Source organism: Marinobacter sp., from assembly GCF_965229985.1.
In the GTDB taxonomy this organism is placed as follows: Bacteria; Pseudomonadota; Gammaproteobacteria; order Pseudomonadales; family Oleiphilaceae; genus Marinobacter.
This window is the reverse complement of record NZ_OZ245935.1, coordinates 3,612,121-3,629,397: the sequence shown is the minus strand read 5'-3', so window position 1 is coordinate 3,629,397 and position 17,277 is coordinate 3,612,121. Positions and strand designations below refer to the sequence as shown.

Genomic DNA, 17,277 nt, shown 5'->3' with positions numbered 1-17,277 from the left:
AGCGGTTTTCTGTCACCGATGTCGAAACCAGATGCCTTGATTGGCCAGCCCGTGGGCGTGCCTTAATACCATGAGCCAGTGCGCTTACACCGGTCCTGAGCCTGACACTAACTGGAGCCATGCAGCCCGACACCTTGAATAGTGCCAGTGACCGGTTAACCGATGAATGTCTGGTGCCCCTGACCCACTGATGGAACGACCGGTCAGGCGGTGGCCTAAAGCCACGTAAGAGAGCCCCTATATGTGTTTGCTGTAAGTGCCTGACAGCTCCGCGAGACTGACGAAGCAGGCGTTCTTGCTCATGGGTTTAGGTTGGCCGCTGGCGCGGCCAAAAAAATGACTATTGCCTGTTGATTCCGAGAAGGCTCATATGTGTTAACTCTAATGCTCAAAGCAGTCTATAGGCTCTATCGTTTTAGCTATTTGAGTAATCGCCATACATACCATTGAGAACAGCAGATCGAACGTCTGCCTAGAGCCATAAGTATCGACCAAGCCCGCTTCCCCCCTTTTCCACTCAATATCCAGGCCCCCTTGAGTCAAGATTTCGGTAATTCGTTCGGTGATATCAGGAGTAGTTTTAAGAATCTCAATCAGCCTTGCGCGACACTTTTGATCTTCTAGACTCGCGATTGAAAGCCTGTGGGCAACATCGTTTCTTATCGATTTGAAGAGCATTAATTGCTGTCGAATAGACCTACGAATAATGCCTAAGCGGAAAGACAGCTCTATCTTCGCCGAAAAAGAACCAAGATGAGCGTAAGCGCCGTCGAGACGATCATCATTCTTACCAGTTGGCCGGAGCAAAAAACCCTTCAAAACCTCCCTCAAACTCTCATCTAAAATAGAGGCTGCAATGATAACCGCTCCGCGGTCACTCTCTTCAGAGATAAGCTTGTAGTAGCTAGAGAATATTTCGGCTGCTTCAGGGCCTGAAAATTCCGACATATCATTCCTCTGAGTCAACGCCTTGGCTTTGCGGCGTGCCGGAGCGCCAGCGCAGGTGCGTGCGACAACAGCCGCTTATTATATGTGAGAAAAAGTATGAACAAGTCACCTATTTTTGTTCTTGTCTCTGTTTACGTTTGGCTCTTTGTCTCTCCTCACATATTCCGTCGTGGGCGGTGGTGAGGGCTTTTGGTTGTTGTTATTGGGCTTGCCTTTGTCATCGCTCATGAAACGAACTCCCTAATAGTTAATAGAACTACCCAAGTTCCCAGAAGCCAAGCCGAAGTGGCGAGATCGCTATATGCCAATTCAACATTTTTAACCTTCCGATCTAATGTCGCATCGAGTATTTCCAGCGTATCAACATAGCAGTTGAATAGATGCTGCTCACTGTCTTCTGAACTACTGTCTCTGAGATAGACTGCCGTCTCACGGCTTTTCGGCATTACAGGACAATCATCAATCTTTAGTGCCTGAAGTGCGTGGCCCCAAGAACAAACAAGAGACAGAGTAGCCAAAGAAAACACAGCCAATATGAACCAGTTTAGAACAGAATTTGGCGGGATAACGAGGGCTGACTTAATTGTTGCTATAGAACCCAGAGCAGCAATGAGGACCGAGAGCAGCGTGATTAGCTTTGTGCACTTTTCTTCAAGGTACGCGAACCTAATTTGCTCCTCGTCGTACCGGTTTTTTAGGTAGCCCAAGACATCACGCATTAGCCTGATCCACATAACATCTTATTAGTTTGAATTCACACTAAACCCAGTCGACTCTTTCGATCTAGACCTGATTCACAGTGCGAATTTCCGATCCATTTCAGAGGGATACTAGCTGCCTTTCCACGATCCTGCGAACTCGGGCTTTGTCAAAAGTTTGCACGCGGCTTATCTGTGCAAATTGAACCGTCAGCATTTTGCGGATTTCAGGTGTTTTTCATTATATGCCCATACAGGCTACAGGGATTTTTGCCGACCAAAGGCCCTCATAAAAACTCAACTTTAGACCAATAACTTAGCTCCAGAAAGAATGGATTTCTTAGGGTTGAGCCAGGAAAACGGGCTTGGATTGAGTGCGAGGCGATTGTTCGCTTTTGTTTAAAAGCAAAAAATCATGAGGCCTTGAGCCAAAGAAACCATCACTAAATTGATCGGCTTGGGAGATGCGAGGCGATACATGGAGCCCGCATCACCTATGGAAAAACGTAGACAGGAAGCCACGACGCCTCCAGCACAATACTAAGGGGTTAATTCTCTCCCTCAGGATCCTCAACAAACTGCGCCACTTTTTGCAGTTCCACATCGAAGTACATGCAAAGCTTGTCCAAAATTTCGGTCGTTGTGTTGTAGCCTCGCTGGTTCGCTATCTTGGACAGTGTCGTTCTGTGGATCCCCGTCTCCCTGGAAACCTCGTCCAGCGTAACTCTGCGATTTTCTTGAAATCCTTTCTCTGCGATTAGCTCTTTCAGGCGAAATCTGATCATTGGGTATGTCCTTTGTCGATGAGCAGATTCTACTCAAATTGCCGCCTCCTTTCATCTTACGATGCATACACGCTACAAAAGATGCTTGACTGCGTCGCCGATAGTCGTAATATGTAGGCTATACGCTACATTTGACGAATAGGAGGTGCGTATGAATAGTACTGAATACCTGACCACTGAAGAGCTGTCCAAGCGAATTCACTATGACGTGCGAACGATTCGTGAACGTCTGAAAGACTCTGTTCTTATCGAAGGGACCCACTACATACGGCCGTTCGGAGGGCGAAAAATCCTTTACCTCTGGGAGGCTATCGAAAGGGATATGACTCTGCACTCAAGTAACCACAGCGTTGCAATTCCAATGGCCAATGGAGGACGCATGCATGGGTAGTGTGAGAGTGCGTGAAAGCACACAAAAACTGTTTATCGACTTCCAATACTGCGGACAACGTTGTCGTGAACAAACTGCTTTAGATAACACTTTGGCTAATCGCAAAAAGCTCGAAAGCATACTCAAGAAAATCGAAGCAGAGATCACGCTGGGTACCTTCGAGTATCACCGCTACTTCCCGAATAGTTCCAAGGCCCAGGAGTTCACGAAGCAAGCGGAAGTGCAGCGCGCCAGGGAAGCTCACGACACGCCGCTCTTCGAGACCTTCTCAAAGGATTGGCTGGATGAAATGAGAATCCAATGGCGTCGGTCTTACATCAGCACAATGGAGGGAACATTGAAGAACTACCTCAACCCCCAATTCGGGGAAAAAGAGGTTGGCCACATCACCAAGAAAGACATTCTCGAATTCCGGGCCTCACTCGCCAAAGTTACAACCCGGAGTGGAAAGCGTCTTTCAGCCAGTCGTATCAACCGAATCATGACGCCTTTGCGCATGATCCTTAGTGAGGCGGCCAACCGCTATGAGTTTAGCTCCCCCTATCACGGGATTAAATCACTGAAGGTTCCGAGGACGGACGTGGAACCGTTCGGAATTGAGGAAGTAAAGCAGATCATCGATACAGTCCGACCAGATTTCAGGAACTACTACATCGTTCGCTTTTTCACCGGCATGCGCACCGGCGAAATCGACGGTCTGCAATGGGATCACGTGGATTTCCAGCGCAGGCAGATTCTTGTGCGACAAGCGCTGGTCAACGGGCAGTTGGAATACACCAAGAACGATGGCTCCTTCCGTACCATCGAGATGTCGCAAATGGTCATTGATGCACTGAACGACCAGAAACGAGCGACTGGCAACAGGGATTTCGTTTTCTGTAGCCGGAACGGCAGCCCTCTCTGCCACAACAACGTCACCAAGCGTGTCTGGTACCCGCTACTGCGGCACCTGGGGCTGCGAGAGCGGCGCCCTTATCAGACCCGCCACACAGCCGCGACGCTTTGGCTGGCATCGGGAGAAAGCCCGGAGTGGATTGCACGGCAGATGGGGCACACAACTACGGAGATGCTTTTCCGGGTGTACTCCCGTTTCGTGCCAAACCTCACTCGCCAGGATGGATCGGCCTTCGAACGTTTGATTCGACAGAACTTCGACAGCCCTTCAATCCCAGAGACAAGTGTATCCAATAAAGACCAGGAGACCGTTGATGAGCAGTAACGTTATCCCGATTAGGCCTAATCATGATGCTGAAAACGATGTTGCGTACAACCCGCCTGCAGTTCAGGACGTTCGAAGGTTGGCTCGTGCGCTTTTCATCTCTCTGAACATAGCGCCCGGTGATTCTCTGGTATGCCTTTTGGGCAGCGGGGCCGAAGCGTCCAACTTTGAAGCAGTCGTTTCCTGGGTAAAAGACACCTTGATTCGCGAGCAACTTCCTCCTGGCCGGCTTGCCCTCCAGGTATTGCTCCCTGCGCTGGAAGCACGCCTGCATACCATCACGGAAACCGTACCTCGCTTCTAAGAAACCCGCCCCTCTCCAAAATATACCGACACCGTAAGAGAGGGGCGCCCCTTAAAGGAATTCAATAATGACTCTTGATCCGATCGTCCTTTTTCTTTTGTTCATTGGCGCCATTGCCATCGGCTCTCTGCTTATCTACGTGAAGATCATCTTCGATCACCGGGTGCCCACATCTACTTCCTCAACAAAGACTGCCGGGCCTCGAGACCATCAGCCAGTCCTGATTAGCAAAGGTCTCAAGGTATACCGCATGGAAGCCAAAGTCGCTGGAAAGCCAACTGAGTATTACCTGGATATTGATGACCGAATCATCGTCGGGATCCATCAACCCTCCAAGCATCAATATGCCGGCATCCGATGTGTGGTTTCCGAAGAGGTACTCAACGACCTCGCAGGCTCTTTGGAGTCAGTTGCAGCGGCACAGACTGGCGGGACGGAATAAGTGCAATCTGCCGCTAAGAAACGATTAGGCCTAATCAGCCACTAAGGAGACCATATGATTCACCCAATGGCACTCGTATTCGCAATCATCATGATCATGGCGGGTCTATTTGCCCTTCTGTATCTCGCTATCCATATATACACACGGTCGGAGGAGCGGCGCCTGCAGGTCGAGCAGAACCGATATGACACTTCAGTTGAAGTGAAAGCGGGTACTGACTATTCGGTTCGGTTTCGGCCGAGCGCGAATAGTGACACGCCCGCCAGCGCCTACCTCTTTGCCTGCAACCCGCTCTCTCATAGCGTTCAAGTTGCCACCATGAACTCACCGACCAGAGTGACCCTGGAATTGGATGCCTCGGCTTTTGATGACATAGCGATTGCTTGGATCCAATACCGCGATCTGACCGGTGCGGTCGGCGGGCCTGTTGGTGACGAACTAGGCAGCCGTGATAACCCCTGGCTCTGAGGGTTTATCAGAGGATGCCCACATCGGCTGGTCGTGGGCATCCTCAACAGTCTACTCAGACCGCAACACGGGCGCGGCCATTCCCAGCATCACCATACAATAGCGAAACCCGAACGAACGGCTTTGATCACGCTCACTGTCATTTCCAAAGTCCAGACCAATGAACAACCATCTGCCTTCCACTTTCCGGTGTTTGTTTGCCGGAGCTCTGCTTTCGATCGTATCGCGGTAAGTGAGTCTCAGCTGCTTTTTCCAGAGCGCCCGATAGGGCGACCGATCGCGAATATCACCATTGGTGAAGCTCAGATTACGCCGGGGAAAACCAAGAGCTTCAAGAAACTGAAGGTACTTTTTCGCCATCTCTGGTTTGTGAGGATCCCGAAATATAAGTGAGGTTGCCGTCTTCCACTGGTTGTGGATGTAGTAGTCGACGACTTCCCAAACCAAGTTGGAATTGTGGTGAAGCAACTCTTCGACACGATCAAGTAAGCTCTCAAAAAGCGCCTTGCTACTCCGGGTCCTTGGCTCAGTATGCAAACGGATTGAGTCACCTCTCGCCTCGTCCTCGTTGACGTCGGAAAAGCGATGCCTTGAGCTTTGTGTTCGCAGCGTATTGCTTCTAAGACCTGCAAGGTATGCTGAGCGCTCTTCCAATAATTGGCATGCTTCAACGCTTAGGCCTAATCGTTCCGCCAGAACCCCCTGCTCAATCGAAGTCCGTTGGCGAAACTTCAGGTACTTCTCGATCGACATCAGCCTATCCCGAAACGTCTGTTGCTCGGGCTCAGCTTTCGCAAATGGTTTTTCCGTCGGCCACAGCACATTTGCCCGGTCTGGGTATGAATTCCTGACCCTACCCAACAGGCTCTGAACACCGGCCTTATTCATTAACCGATAGACTGATGAGATTGAAACGCCGGAAGTCGCAGTCAGTGTTCTTTCGCTAAACATATCCTTGCGCTCATCCAAGACCAGCGCGGCCAGGTCCATCGTGTGGATGTAGTGCTCAAGACTCATGTCCGGGCCGGAGTGTCCAAGCAGCCTAGCGACCGCATACAAGTCCGGGCGATGCCGTGCCTTCAGCAATTGCTCGGCAAATTCGGACGATTGATCCAGCCATTGCTCTGTTATCGGCTGATCGGAAAATAGCGTTGTCCTCTTCCCGTGATGCGCAAGAATCAACCTAAGAAACGTCCAGCTGGCAAAACTGTGGCGGAGGTGGTGGTATCGGAGGGACTGGTCACCTGTCACCTCTCGCATAAGCTGGTGCAGAATCGGCATGACCTTGTCCTGTCTGACCGGCATCCACCCCCTGCCCGGAACGGCAAATAATGCAGCAGTACAGGGTCGCTCTTGCTCCTCGCTGCGACGATATTCCAGCCATGCCTTGAGGAGACTAAGCTCACCGTCATCCAGCAACGCATGAATGGGTATCTGCCGTTTGGCATTTGCGGTCTTTAATCGATGCCCCGCATATCGACGAACGATAATGGCGGATCGCCCCACCAGGTGAATGTCCTCAGTTCGCAGCATCAATGTTTCCATTCGCCGCAACCCGCACCGGAAGCCCAGCACAAAAATCAGTTCCACAATCGTTGGAAGGTCGGGCGCGATTAGCTCCAGTTCAGCATCCCTGATGCGCCGTCGGATCTCCTGATAGTCATCCAGAGTGATCAGGTTTGCATCGACCGGATGTAAGATCGAGCCTCCTCCCAGGTTCATCACTTCTGAAAGCTTTGGAACACCATAGTCATAAGTCAGAAAGTGATGAAATTCGCGCAATCCAACGCACAGCTTATTCCGAAATCCTGCGCTCTGAGCGTCCGCAAGAACTTCCGTATAAAGCTCTTCGAATTCTGCGATGTCGAAGTTCGAGATATCACTGTCACCTGCCAGCGCGGCCAGGCGGGTTCCCGTCTGCCTCACGTACTGTCGAATGGTCGAGAGCGCAAGCCGTTTTCCTGATGCCGCAGGCTTCGTACACAAGTGAAGGGCCCAGGCCGCTAGCATACGCTCACTTCGACTAACAAGGTGCTGGTCATCTTCCAGCAGCTTTCTGATCTTTTGCGCAACGAGCTCTCGGTCACTGCCTTTCAAGATTTCCCAGAGTGCCTGCGCCCATTCAAAGGTTTCCAGCTCTTCGAGGGAGGAACCTGTCTCCGGCGAGGTCGGCTCATCGCAATGGTCCTTTACAATCTTGCCAGTTGGCGAGGCTGTCGAGTAAACACCGTGTAGGCGCTGCCAAACCTCTGGTCGCAGCGAGTGACTAACATGCTCCCGAGCCATGTATGCGCCGATGTTTACCGGCAACTCGTGATAGGTCAGCGCTTTACTGGCTGTCATGAAGTCTGAGAAGTTTTTAGGCGAGTTCTCTACACCGTCGCAGCTCTTGAACCATAGGCGTAGAAACGGCCACAACGCTTTCGCCGGCGTTTGATTCCGGAGCGGTTCATTTTCCTCCGGTCTAAGCCGAAGAAAAATCATCTCCGACAAAGGGTCGGGAAACCACCGCCGCCGTTCCAGACTCTCTGAGCCGCGCCAGGGCAACTCAAGATCCAGATACGCTCGCCCCGCGAGAACGGTCAGTTTTTCAGGGATGCTCTGCAGAAGCTTATGCAACGCTCCTGAATCCACCAGACCACTGTTGAGGGCGGCACTGACGATGAGCGCTCCGATGACCAGACGTGGCTCTAAGTCGCTGAAGGACTCGGTTTGAATCCAGTCGATCAAAGACAAACGCCATCGTTCTGCACGTTCGGCTTCAACGGGATGAAAAGTCTGAAACACGCTTCGATGAGGTTCAAGCCGGATCGGCACGGCTGGCAACGGGAAGTCACGTCCGCCAACACGGTTGGCGAATTCAACGAAGGCGCGCAGACGCTTGCCAAAGCGCACATCGGCGCTTTTACCCAAGGTTTCGTGAATACTCTTCTCCAATGGCCACATCAATCCGGCCTCGAAGGCTTTTTCAGATCGTCCTGAGAGTATTTCGGCGCCGGCCAACTCACTACCAGAGAGGAATGCCCTGAGCTCTTCAGCCACTTGCCGCGTACCCGGCTCCAGCTCTAGAGACAAAAATTCATTCCAGATAGATTCCATCGGTGTCATCGTGAAACACCTCCCGCGAGACGGCTGGCAACGGGCGTGAACCCCAGTTCCTCCATGATCGGCTCCAGGTACCGAGTCATCATGTCGCGATATTGTCTGGAAGATAGAGACGAGTAACGGCTCCAGGGTTCTTCGCCAAAACTGGCGTGCCCCATAAAGGCGTTGACGTAATCAGGCGGACAGTCCGCTTCTCTCAACTCAGTGCGCATAAACCGACGGTGGGCATTAGCCGGCAATCCCAGGAATTCATCCAGGTGACGCACCATGGTCTTAGGACCAACCAAGAGTTTTCCGTCGCGGCCATCGGCTGACCGCAAGAAAAAGCAGGTTTCCTTCTCGGTTTCAAAACTGGACTTGAACCTAAAATCGTTGGTCGCTTCGAGCACCTTGAGATGCTGCTCGTAATGCTCGAGTTGTCGCAACACCATGTTCGGCAAATAGCTGAGACGAGTTTTTCGCTTTTGCTCATTGTCTTTATCCGACAGAGCCGTAAGCCGGAGCTGGCCATTGATTTCTTCAAGAGAGAATAACGGCGTTTTCACCGCACGATAACCTGTCGCAAACGCCAACATCTGAACCGTGTAGAAGGTGAAGACGTTGTGGTATTCCGCGAAATCGGACCACAGGTCATAGGTGCGTGCAGCTCCTAACCGCGCCTTTAAGTCCGAAACCGCGTTCACGACCGCAGGCTTGGAGGCGCAGGCTCGGCTGCCGACGTAAACTTTACGTTGTTCTGCTCCGATTAAGTGACCCCCTTCATCACTATCCAACGGCAGTTCAGCCTGTTTTGCTAATTGGGCGGCCACTGCCACGTAACGATCGATCAGATCGCCTACGTTTGGGCTGAAGTAAAAGCATTTGGTTTGCGCGAGGACATGAGGTTCACCGGTGATCGCGACCGCATCAACGACATCTCCGGTTTCAGCTGTAATCGCATCAAACATCACCTTTTCCCACCGACCCCAAGTGACCCGCTCCGACTCTCCAGCATCGTGGACGAGTTTTTTGAAAGCCTTTCTGTATAGCTTTGCGGAGTGGGTGAACACCTTTGTTTTTGGGGACGGCTTCTGACCACGCCGTTTCAACAGATCTAAAACGCGATCAGTCAGCCCACAGAGATCCGGTAACAGGACATTATCGAGTATTTTCCTACCGGACTCCTCAGGAACTTTGAGTTCGGTTTTGTATTCAGGGAAAGTCGATTCTATGCACCAGAGGTTTCGTACTGGCGACAACGATAAGCGAAGATATTGTTCTTCGGGTTCTTCGTATCGTTTGCGCCGTTTGAAGCGCCCCCTCTGAATACGCAGCCCGATCGCCCTCTCCCACGAGACGCCTGTCCATAAGACGATTAACGTCAACAAAGCCAACTCATGGAATACTTTTTCTTCTTTAGACCCACTGATAAGCACCGGACGATTAAGGTAACTCAAGGCGGCCATAGCGACGTTGTGGATTTCCTGATCGGTCAGAGACTCGTACCGCCACGGAAGATATTGGTTCGCCATCGCGATATGGCGCGCTTGATTCCTTGCACGCAGAAAGCTGGCCGCAGGATTAGAAACCTTGGCACCACCCGATGTTCCGGATTCCTCCTCGTCCGAGAAAAAGTAGGAGCCCTCGCCATCGTCGAACGGTGATTCGTCGACCTTTAGCCGGCCAGCTATGGAACCTTTCGGAGGAAGCGCCGGCACGAAGCGATCGGAAACGCCCGTTCCCAAATTTACTTCCAGGCCACTTGCCATGGTTTGAAAGTCGACATGGCCCGGCTCCGATTTTCCACCCCCACTGCCTTCTTTGGGCCCATGGCTTTCTCGAAAAGCCCAAGACCTTTTTCCATGAGCCCGTTCAACGAAGTAAACCAGATCTCTTAGCCCGTTTTGTCGCTTCTCCTTCGCCTTATCAACCAGAAGAACTTCCCCGGATTGCCCAGCCAAATCCATTGACCAAAGACAAGCTCCCACTTCACGCCCAAAGGTTTTGGGGGAGACAAAAGGCTGGAGCACTAGCAATTCATCTTCGGCAACCGCGTAGCTCAATGCCCTGACGGTATACCCCATAGCCGAAGCGCTTCTCGGTGAGTCGAGCAATGGATTATCGCCGTCATAACTCTCGTAAGCCTCGGCGGTATGCGCTTCCTGAATCGCCAAAGCGTGCGCATAAAGGACTTGTGCCTGGAGCGCTGCGTAATGAGATCTCAGCCGAGGATTCTCTTGGACATTCCACAATGCCGAATAGAGTGGGTGTCTTGTCACCCCTTTTCGCAACAATGGATTATGTCGGTGACGCTTTGGCCGCTCATCAAATGATGGGCCAATAGCGTCTGTCAGAGCGTGGGCGTTTTCAGTCGCCCACCGGCAAAGTGACTGCCAAGCCCTGAAATCTATGCCAGCCTCGTTGTCCTGCCATTCATCACAAGGTAATTGCAGGATATCGATCAGATTGCGGCTAATCTGAACAAATGAGATTAGCTCTGGATGGGCGTTAATCTGGTAGAAAAAGTCCCGGACTACCGCTGCCGAGAATCCGGCTTCGACTGCTTTAGCGATGAATATTTGATGGGCTTTACCGTCTTTGGGAGCGACCCAAGTAAGTGCATTCTTAGCCACGAGCCATCCTCCCTTTCCCAATACGCATAGCACGACCGTAGGCCGCTTTTGACGGGAAGATCGGGGGTAACTCCAAATCACTGGTCCATTCGTTTGAAAGGCGATAGAGGCTGGCACCGTCATCGGCGTTGAGGCCAAACAGTACGTTGGCGTAGTAGGTCTCCAGCAAATAATTGCGTGCCCAAAAATCGGCTTTGAATCGGCCGGACACCAGATTCACCGGCACCATTTGGTCGGGATCAAGCCATGCTCGACAAAGCTCCCAGAAGCGTACATTGCCGACACAGCGGAGTTTATTGCGAGAGCGGTGAGCAAAAATCGGGAAGACTTCCAGCAAAGTTCGAACGTGAGCCAGATGAATGTCTGCCTGGTTCGGCTGTGCTAAAGGCGGCAGCTGATACTTTTTCCTGGCGTTCTGAAGTATCTCGTGAAGCTCTGAGATTTCTCCCAACGGGAGGAGTTGTGTTTGGGAGTGAAACTGGGGTGTTGTAGAAGCCATTGGCCCTCCGTCTGTGATACGTCCAAAGATCAGATTTCACAGAACTTACGGTGAGCCTATTTTTTGCAGGAAATTTTAGATTCCTGTTTTAATTGAATTATTTTCAAATTTACAAAATGTTACGTTGTTTTCTTCGATCATTGCACCTTATTTTTTACCTCTGCCCTCCAGGCATTGAGGGATAATTCAGGCCATCTCGCCTGATACCGAGAGGCTGGATTTCCGTCCGAATTTATTCACCCTTTGATTGATCACGGTCTTTCAGAAAGTCATCCGTGTCTAACTCCGAAGAATCGAAATCGTCATCCCAGACCGAATCAAACGGTCGATCATACCGCTTAACTGAGCCTTTCAAACGCTCCAGCGGTTCAATCTCTTCAGGGGTCACATTGGCCAACTCATCCGCGTGGTTTTTTTCAGCGTCGAGGCCCTCGAGCAGGTCTTTTTCTTGAATTTGTTTGATCGTCACCTTAGCGTCCGAGACTTACACCTTACTTCCTGTATTCTAAGAAGGGTGGGAGTTTCACACAAACGGCAGTAGCTGAGCGGCGAGTTTCCCCCAAGGCGCTCAAGTTCTCAAAAATCTACACAACGATACTTTAAAGAGGCCACTTCAGTAGGGAAAGTCCGATCTGGACTTCGCAGCTGGTAAGGTACACGCGGAAGCTTTCGACGCCCCGTTCGAACCCCGCACCTTCGAAAGTATTCTGCGGCTCCACCAGGGCGGAGTTTCTCTTGCCTGATCGGCAATTCGCCTCTGAAATCAATGTTTATCGTGGATCTTCTTATTGATTCCGGCCATCTCTTTTTAGAATCAGCAAAAACCTTCCTTACTACTTCTCTAACCACAGCGAACCCACTGACAGAACCAACATGGCACTGAAAATTACGTTTACTGCGCGACCAACAATGGGGTCTCTCAAGTGCCTGGAAAACGTTGCACCAAAAACCAACCAAGCTAGGCCAAATACGAGAATCACTAAAGACAGGGCGAGCAACTTACAAACTGTATCGGCCACAAGGTCAGCAGGCACAATCGTATGCGTTGAGTAGACGGCACCAATTGCGACGAAAGCCTTTGGATTGATTACGGCGAGTGTAAAACCAGGCAAAAACGTCGGCGCATCGCCAACACACTCCATATCCTTTACGACGGGTGCCGTGGCTATTCGGAAAGCCAAGTAAAGAATATAGATCCCGGCCAAACTTGACAGAACCACAAGCAACGCTGGCTGAGCAAGAACAACCGTGGTGATACCGGTAGCAATCAGTAGCAAAACAACTATCGTCCCCAATACAATCCCAAACATGTAGCGCAGGCCTCCTCTAAAACCGTACGCCGATCCAAGACCTGCAAGGCTCAAAGTTGCAGGGCCCGGACTACCCATCAAGGGGAATGCGGCCATCCAAAGCAAGAGGAGGTTATCCACCATAGGCCACTCCTATTCGAGGAGCAGGTCGTTCCTGCACAAAAAGGTGGGCAATGGCCGAAATCACACCAAGTACAATGGAGAGATACCAAACCTGCTCGTAACTGGCATAACGATCAAACAAAGCACCACCAAGCCAGACCCCAAAAAAACCACCAACTTGGTGACTCAGGAATACGAAACCAAACAAAGTGCCCATTACACGAGGGCCGAACATGGTAAGCACCAGAGCGCTGGTCAATGGGACGGTGGAAAGCCATAGACCTCCCATAACCAACGCAAAAAACATCACCGATATTGGAGTAACAGGCTGTGAGATAAACAGGACGATAACCAGAGCTCTGAGGGCGTAGATCGCCGCCAGTACATAGGGCTTCGGAAACGACATGCCAAGTCGCGACGCCAGCAAAGTGCCAAAGATGTTGGCAAACCCGGCCAGAGCCAGGGCTTGTAGGCCCAGGGCACGCAACTCATCTGGCGATGCCGAGGAAACACAGAAGTGCTGTACATAGTTGGGCAGATGCGCCGTGATAAACGCGAGATGGAAGCCACAAACGAAAAACCCCATATTCAGGAAAAAGTAGCTCGTATGGCCAAAGGCACTCCGAACCGTTTGAGTGATTGGAGCATACTCATCGCGACTGGCAGACGGAGATTCTTCCACGCGAAGACAAGGAATACACAGAGCCATAGGTATTAACGCCCCGGTAATTACAACAATCATGAGCCGCCAGTCGAGCCATTCCGTCAACCACGACGCCAACAGTGGCAAGACGACTTGTCCGGCTGAGCCTATAGCCGAGGTTATGCCAAGATAGTGGCTACGCTTGTCCTCCGGCGCGGCCCTGCCAATCACAGCCAGAACGACACCGAATGCCGTCCCGGAGATCCCCATGCCAACAAGCACACCGGTGCCGAGATGCTGAGCCAGGGGCGTTGTGGCTGTGCCACAAACCACCATACCAAGCACATAGCATATGAAACCCAGCCATAGTGCACGCCGATCCCCAAATTTGTCGGCGATAATTCCAAAACCGGGTTGTGCAAGGCCCCAAACCAGATTCTGAATGGCGATTGACATCGAGAACACCTCGATTCTGCCACCGAACAATTCGTCGGAGAGTGGCTCCACGACACCACCAAAGATAGCACGCACCCCAAAGGACAGTGCCAACACAACGCCACCCGCAAGCACGATTGGCATCATCCGCGGACTCGAGGTTGAGAAAACGGTTGTTAGAAGCCTCATAGCCAACTCACTCTTTCTCCATCAACCTTCAATAAAGGCTGATAGGCAACACTGTGAACATCGCAATTGAATTGACGCAATGCTAGCACCGGCATACACTTTTGAATATCGAATATATTTGAACTAATAGTTTTGGAATCCCGAATTGACTGTTACCTTCGATATTGATGCGCTTCGCGCCATCGTGGCAGGAACCGAGTTGCGCAGCTTCGCACGTGCGGCCGCACAGCTCGGACGTTCTCAGTCTGCGGTCAGCATGCAGCTGAAGAAACTGGAACAGCAGGCAGGAACTCAACTATTTGTCCGCAGAGGTAGAAGTCTGGTCCCCACCGATGCAGGCGAGGCGCTGGTCGCCTACGCCCGCCGTATCATCGCGCTTAATGATGAAGCCGCGCTGGCGCTTGGTGCGACAGCAACCACGGCAACGGTCCGGCTTGGCCTGCCCCAGGATTTCTTCGAAGATGTGATGCCGGCAACCTTGTCTCAGTACTCCCATATGCACCCAGGAGTTCATGTCGAGGTCCAAGCCGGCCCCAATCATGTTCTTGCCGAGGAGGTCAGAGCGGGTAGGCTGGACGTTGCGATCGCGTTTTACCCAGAGAACCCGGCCGGGAGTGATGGCAAGTTGCTCGGCAAGCTGGCCATGCATTGGCTGGCGCACGAGAGCTTTATGTTCGATTCCCGGATTGACCGGGTACCATTGGTGCTATTCGACCACCCCTGCCTCTTTCGGCAGTCGGCACTCGCAGCACTTGAAAAAGCAGACAAACGTTGGCGAGTGGCGGTTACCACGCCCAGCCTACCTGGCATCTGGGCTGCGCTGCGCTCACAACTGGGACTTGCCGTGCGAACCGAGCATGCCATGCCCGAGGGCATTCAATGCGCTGATGAAACGTTTGATCTTCCCAAGCTTCCAGCGATTTCTCTCAAGCTGCTTCGATCTTCCAATGCTTCAGCCGCTGTTCAAGACCTATGTGACCTTCTGGAATACGAGACGATTAGGTTAGTTGCTCCCAACTGACCGCGGCTAGCTTAAACAGCAGCCCCCCCAGAGAAATCCCGCAAGGACCGCCATTTCTTGTCAGCCAATGAATAGTCTGGGTTATCAAAGTCGTATGCCGGTGGCACGGCAATGGTTCTAATGCCTGCGGCCTTGGCCGCCTGCACACCGGATACAGAATCTTCAAAAGCGATGCATTGCTCCGGGTGAACCTCTAGCTTTCGCAACGTAGCAAGGTAAACGCCAGGGTCGGGCTTTCCCCGCTCCACATGCTCCGATGACGAAACTCCGTGGAAATACTGGGCAATGTCGAGCTTTTCCAAAACGGTATTGATCAAGCGGTATGGTGAATTTGTCGATAATCCCACTCTGCGACTTCTCCTGTAACAGTAATCCACTATCTGCCGGGCTCCAGGCATGGGCTGGCCATCCTTTCTTATCAATTCGTTGACGCAGTCAATGACGTCATTTTCGACATTTTCGATGGATCTTTGCTGCCATGGGAAACGTCGATACCAGAATTCGGTAACCTCCCGAGTAGTCATCGAGGCTGTCTTTCGACACAGTGACTCCGACAGTTCAACACCCACGGATGAAAAAACCCTTCTCTCCGCTTCCGCCCAGAACGGTTCGGAATCGATCAAAAGGCCATCCATATCAAAAATTACAGCCGTTGCACTCACTTTATACAGCTCCCATCATAGAGGCGAGTCCAGCCACATCGCCTCTTCCCACCCAGAGATTATCCCAATGTAGAGTCGCCAATTTGGGTTCACTGCCGGTTAGTACCCACACAATCTATTTATTATCACTGCGCGCAACTACCCACCCCAAAACCTTTGTCGAAAAGGTCCGAATTGTTGTGCCACGTGTGTGGTCAACATCATTCTGCTCAGGGTTTTGGTGTAGGGGTTATCCCGTAGGCGCAGACAGTACCATATTAGCGTAAAAAACTGATTACGGATTTCCTGAAAGCTGTTGGTGATTTTCGTGAAACACCCTTGCCCACGACTCGACAGGGCCCGTTGACAAAATTGACACAAACCCGAATAGGCAATTGATTTATATGTACTAATTAAACAGGAAAATAGCCTGGCACGGCCATTGCTCTCCCTCTCCTTACAACAACAAACAAGAGGAAGTGCAATGGCTCTCGACCACGCAAGTAGTCAGTTTCTTCAACAACTCGCCGATCAGGGTGCACCTGCCCTCCACACCCTGAGCGTTACCGACGCCCGTACGTTCTTCTCTACCCTGAGGGAGATTATCGGTGAAGGCCCGACTGTCGATCGTAGTGAGGAATTCAGCATTACCTCCGACATGGCCACAGTTACCCTTCGTGCTCTGGTCCCTTCCCCTGAGCCCGACGGCATCATCGTTTATCTACACGGTGGCGGCTGGGTGGTAGGTGATCTTGACGATTACGACACTCTGGCAAGATTTATCGCCATTGAAAGCAACTGTGCGGTTGTGCTGGTGGATTACCGGCTGGCGCCTGAACACCCCTTCCCGGCGGCCATTAATGATGCCTGGACTGCGCTCGAGTGGGTTGCAGATAACCAAAGCAAGGTTTCCGGCGTAGACACTCCGCTACCACTAATCGTGGCCGGTGACAGCGCAGGCGGTAACCTGGCAGCCGTCGTCGCCCGCAAATCGCAAGGCGCCGGTGGTCCCGCCTTGGCCCAGCAGATCCTGATCTATCCGGTTACTCAACCGGATCTCGGCACACCCAGTTATCAGGATCCTGCCAACCAGGGCCTGCTAAGCCAGGCTGATATGGTCTGGTTTTGGAAGAACTACGTTCCGAACAGCGCCCAACGACAGGATCCTGATGTATCTCCGCTTCTGGCCAAAGACCTGTCTGGACTGCCACCAGCCGTCGTCATCACAGCAGAACACGATGTGCTGAGTGGCGAAGGCGCCGCCTACGCCCGGCGCCTTGAGGAAGCCGGAGTTCCGGTTACTTATCACCAATTTAAAGGCCAGATCCATGGCTTTTTCACCATCCTGAATGCCTTGCCTGAAAGCATACCGGCCAGAGAGCTTGTGGTTAGTGAAATCGGCCGCGCGATCCGGGAAGCCAACACCGCCAACGTATGACCCACCCGACAAAGACAACAAAAAGGA

17 protein-coding genes are annotated in these 17,277 nt (G+C 51.9%); 7 read left to right on the top strand and 10 right to left on the bottom strand.

The window, feature by feature from the left end; translation table 11 throughout:
* Positions 1-381: 381 nt before the first annotated feature.
* From ACO06L_RS16535 to ACO06L_RS16525, 3 genes are all read right to left on the bottom strand, one after another.
* Entirely contained in the window at positions 382-948 is a 567-nt protein-coding gene (locus ACO06L_RS16535) for a hypothetical protein (RefSeq protein ID WP_202348677.1), read from the bottom strand.
* 224 nt (positions 949-1,172) lie between these two features.
* Positions 1,173-1,667 carry a hypothetical protein gene (locus tag ACO06L_RS16530; RefSeq protein WP_202348678.1) on the bottom strand — a complete coding sequence of 165 codons (495 nt, stop codon included), beginning with the start codon at positions 1,665-1,667 and terminating at the stop codon, positions 1,173-1,175.
* Positions 1,668-2,194: 527 nt separating this feature from the next.
* On the bottom strand, positions 2,195-2,431 hold the full coding sequence (locus ACO06L_RS16525; protein WP_127330074.1) for a helix-turn-helix domain-containing protein: 237 nt from the start codon (positions 2,429-2,431) through the stop codon (positions 2,195-2,197).
* Between the two features lie 151 nt (positions 2,432-2,582).
* Here ACO06L_RS16525 and ACO06L_RS16520 point away from each other — a divergent pair, with 151 nt between their 5' ends.
* The 5 genes from ACO06L_RS16520 (at position 2,583) to ACO06L_RS16500 (ending at position 5,255) form a co-directional block, all read left to right on the top strand.
* Positions 2,583-2,822 (top strand): hypothetical protein, encoded by a 240-nt coding sequence (locus tag ACO06L_RS16520; protein WP_202348679.1) that lies wholly within the window; start codon positions 2,583-2,585, stop codon positions 2,820-2,822.
* Complete coding sequence (locus ACO06L_RS16515; RefSeq protein ID WP_202348680.1) at positions 2,815-4,041, top strand: Arm DNA-binding domain-containing protein; 1,227 nt, start codon at positions 2,815-2,817, stop codon at positions 4,039-4,041. The genes ACO06L_RS16520 and ACO06L_RS16515 overlap by 8 nt, the downstream gene beginning before the upstream one ends.
* On the top strand, positions 4,031-4,345 hold the full coding sequence (locus ACO06L_RS16510) for a hypothetical protein (protein ID WP_202348681.1): 315 nt from the start codon (positions 4,031-4,033) through the stop codon (positions 4,343-4,345). Before ACO06L_RS16515 ends, ACO06L_RS16510 begins: the two co-directional genes overlap by 11 nt.
* 67 nt (positions 4,346-4,412) lie before the next feature.
* Complete coding sequence (locus tag ACO06L_RS16505) at positions 4,413-4,787, top strand: hypothetical protein (protein WP_202348682.1); 375 nt, start codon at positions 4,413-4,415, stop codon at positions 4,785-4,787.
* 54 nt (positions 4,788-4,841) lie between these two features.
* Positions 4,842-5,255 carry a hypothetical protein gene (locus ACO06L_RS16500; protein WP_202348683.1) on the top strand — a complete coding sequence of 138 codons (414 nt, stop codon included), beginning with the start codon at positions 4,842-4,844 and terminating at the stop codon, positions 5,253-5,255.
* Positions 5,256-5,306: 51 nt separating this feature from the next.
* Here ACO06L_RS16500 and ACO06L_RS16495 read toward each other — a convergent pair whose 3' ends face one another.
* From ACO06L_RS16495 to ACO06L_RS16470, 6 genes are all read right to left on the bottom strand, one after another.
* Positions 5,307-8,363 carry a tyrosine-type recombinase/integrase gene (locus ACO06L_RS16495; protein ID WP_202348684.1) on the bottom strand — a complete coding sequence of 1,019 codons (3,057 nt, stop codon included), beginning with the start codon at positions 8,361-8,363 and terminating at the stop codon, positions 5,307-5,309.
* Entirely contained in the window at positions 8,360-10,972 is a 2,613-nt protein-coding gene (locus ACO06L_RS16490; protein WP_202348685.1) for a hypothetical protein, read from the bottom strand. Before ACO06L_RS16490 ends, ACO06L_RS16495 begins: the two co-directional genes overlap by 4 nt.
* Positions 10,965-11,471 (bottom strand): hypothetical protein, encoded by a 507-nt coding sequence (locus ACO06L_RS16485; protein WP_202348686.1) that lies wholly within the window; start codon positions 11,469-11,471, stop codon positions 10,965-10,967. The genes ACO06L_RS16490 and ACO06L_RS16485 overlap by 8 nt, the downstream gene beginning before the upstream one ends.
* A 232-nt stretch (positions 11,472-11,703) precedes the next feature.
* The gene (locus tag ACO06L_RS16480) at positions 11,704-11,940 is read right to left on the bottom strand and encodes a hypothetical protein (protein ID WP_202348687.1); all 237 of its coding nucleotides are present in this window, start codon (positions 11,938-11,940) and stop codon (positions 11,704-11,706) included.
* A 364-nt stretch (positions 11,941-12,304) separates the two neighbouring features.
* Positions 12,305-12,904 carry a LysE family translocator gene (locus ACO06L_RS16475; RefSeq protein ID WP_202348688.1) on the bottom strand — a complete coding sequence of 200 codons (600 nt, stop codon included), beginning with the start codon at positions 12,902-12,904 and terminating at the stop codon, positions 12,305-12,307.
* Positions 12,894-14,108: an MFS transporter gene (locus tag ACO06L_RS16470; RefSeq protein ID WP_421845989.1), complete on the bottom strand. Its 1,215-nt coding sequence runs from the start codon at positions 14,106-14,108 to the stop codon at positions 12,894-12,896. Before ACO06L_RS16470 ends, ACO06L_RS16475 begins: the two co-directional genes overlap by 11 nt.
* A 187-nt stretch (positions 14,109-14,295) precedes the next feature.
* Between ACO06L_RS16470 and ACO06L_RS16465 the strand changes: the two genes are divergently transcribed.
* Entirely contained in the window at positions 14,296-15,171 is an 876-nt protein-coding gene (locus tag ACO06L_RS16465) for a LysR substrate-binding domain-containing protein (RefSeq protein ID WP_202348690.1), read from the top strand.
* 11 nt (positions 15,172-15,182) lie between these two features.
* On the opposite strand, the gene hxpB is transcribed toward ACO06L_RS16465, so the two are convergent.
* Positions 15,183-15,833, bottom strand: coding sequence for a hexitol phosphatase HxpB (gene hxpB, locus ACO06L_RS16460; RefSeq protein WP_320407653.1), 651 nt, complete (start codon positions 15,831-15,833; stop codon positions 15,183-15,185).
* 463 nt (positions 15,834-16,296) lie between these two features.
* Here hxpB and ACO06L_RS16455 point away from each other — a divergent pair, with 463 nt between their 5' ends.
* Positions 16,297-17,250: an alpha/beta hydrolase gene (locus ACO06L_RS16455; protein ID WP_202348691.1), complete on the top strand. Its 954-nt coding sequence runs from the start codon at positions 16,297-16,299 to the stop codon at positions 17,248-17,250.
* The last annotated feature ends 27 nt before the right edge of the window (positions 17,251-17,277 follow it).